Below are 1,522 nucleotides of genomic sequence, written 5' to 3' on the forward strand. Positions count from 1 at the left end.
GACGTTGAGGACCCGGTGGCGCGGATTTGGTTCGTCCAAGTTGGACGAGGCTGTCTGCGTCTCTTCGTCCAACTTGGACGAAGAGACGGGGTTCGCGATCTGGGCGCGGGCCTCGGTGAGGTCGAGGGTGCGGCCGGGCGGGATCTGCACGGGTGGTGTCCGGTCGGGGTCGAGGGCGGACAGGGCGCGGGCGTGCGCCTGGTTGTCCGGGTGGCGTTCGGCGTAGGCGCGGGCGCGCGCCACGACGTCGGCGTAGGTCATCGGCTGTTCCTTTCAGGGGGTGTGGTCAGGGCGGCCAGGCGGCCGGTGGTGAGTGCGTGGGCGAAGCCCTCGGGGTCCTCGCGCTCCCAGTCGGCCAGGAGCTCCAGGACCTCGGCGCCGAGTGCGGCCGCGCGGGCGCGGCGCTGCTCCAGTCGTCCGACGCGGGTGTGCAGGCGGTGGGTCATCGGTGGGCCTCGTCTCGGGCGTCGGCTGCGGCCTCGAGGGCGGCCAGGCGCTCCTCCAGTTCGGCGTGGGCGGAAATCGTGGGGAGGGTGGAGAGGACGCCGAGGGCGGCCCGGACGCGTACCGACGTGGGCACGTCCTCGTCGGTCATCGCCCGGCCGAGGACGGACACGGCGGTGCGGGCCACGGTTTCCAGGCTCCGGACGGTCTCGGAGAGGCTGACGCGCCGGAACTCCTGCACCTGCTCCGCGAACCCGGGATCTGCCTGCCATCGGCGGATGGTGCGGCCGGTCACGCCGACGTCGCGGCCTACCCGGTCGGTGGGCATCCCCCGGGCGAGGAGCAGTGCGGCGCGCGTTTTCCTGTCCAGGACATCGCCGGTCATCCGCGGACATCTCCAGGGTCATGAGGGGGCGTGACGGGGCGTGGTGGGGCCGTGGGCGGCCGGAGCGGGGGCGCGGCGGGTGTCGGTGCGTCAGGGGCCGTGAGGGGCCGGGAGAGCGGCGTACGGGGCGCGCGCCGGGTGGTCCTGGTCATGAGGCGGCCCGTGCGGCGCGGAGAGCGGCCCGTGCGTCGGCGGCCGACCTGGATGGGTCGGTGGCCGGCGGCGCGGCCGGGGCGGTGATGCAGGCGACGCAGACCGTGCGGCCGTGGACCAGGGAGCGGAGAGAGCCGCACCGGGAGCACGGCGGCCGCGGGGCGGGGGTTCGGGGCGCGCCGGGTGCGCGTAGGGACCGGATACGGGTGGTCAGCACGGCTGCATGGGCGCGGATGCCCTCGGGGTGGGCGGTGAGGTGGCGGCGTAGGCGGCCGTCGAGGCGGCGGCCGGTGCGGTCGCAGTGCTCCAGCAGCTCCGGGGCCAGGCGGTGCGCCTGTACGGGGCCGAGGCCCCACGGGGTGGGGAGCTGCTGGAGGAAGTCGGCGGCGGCCTGGTGGCGGTGCGCGTCGGCACGGCTGGGTGTGGGGACGAGGGCGGGCATACTGGGCCTCGGTGGATGAACGTCGGCCCGGCCCACAACCAGCGGCCGACGTGGTGGTTGCCCCGGCCTAGCACCAGCGGGCGGCGGCGGGACGAGGG

At 75.6% G+C, this 1,522-nt stretch carries 4 protein-coding genes; all 4 read right to left on the reverse strand.

Features of this window, described 5'->3' with window-relative positions; translation table 11 throughout:
- A partial coding sequence (locus ACFY9I_RS42400; protein WP_391012859.1) for a hypothetical protein occupies positions 1-261 on the reverse strand: 261 nt, incomplete at its 3' end.
- Positions 258-446, reverse strand: a complete 189-nt coding sequence (locus ACFY9I_RS42405) for a hypothetical protein (protein ID WP_391012862.1) — start codon at positions 444-446, stop codon at positions 258-260. The genes ACFY9I_RS42400 and ACFY9I_RS42405, both read right to left, overlap by 4 nt.
- A complete protein-coding gene (locus ACFY9I_RS42410) occupies positions 443-829 on the reverse strand; it encodes a hypothetical protein (RefSeq protein WP_391012864.1) in 387 nt (128 codons plus the stop codon). The genes ACFY9I_RS42405 and ACFY9I_RS42410 overlap by 4 nt, the downstream gene beginning before the upstream one ends.
- 148 nt (positions 830-977) lie before the next feature.
- A complete protein-coding gene (locus tag ACFY9I_RS42415; protein ID WP_391012867.1) occupies positions 978-1,424 on the reverse strand; it encodes a hypothetical protein in 447 nt (148 codons plus the stop codon).
- Positions 1,425-1,522: the final 98 nt, after the last annotated feature.

This window comes from Streptomyces sp. NPDC012510 (genome assembly GCF_042955065.1).
Classification (GTDB): domain Bacteria; phylum Actinomycetota; class Actinomycetes; order Streptomycetales; family Streptomycetaceae; genus Streptomyces.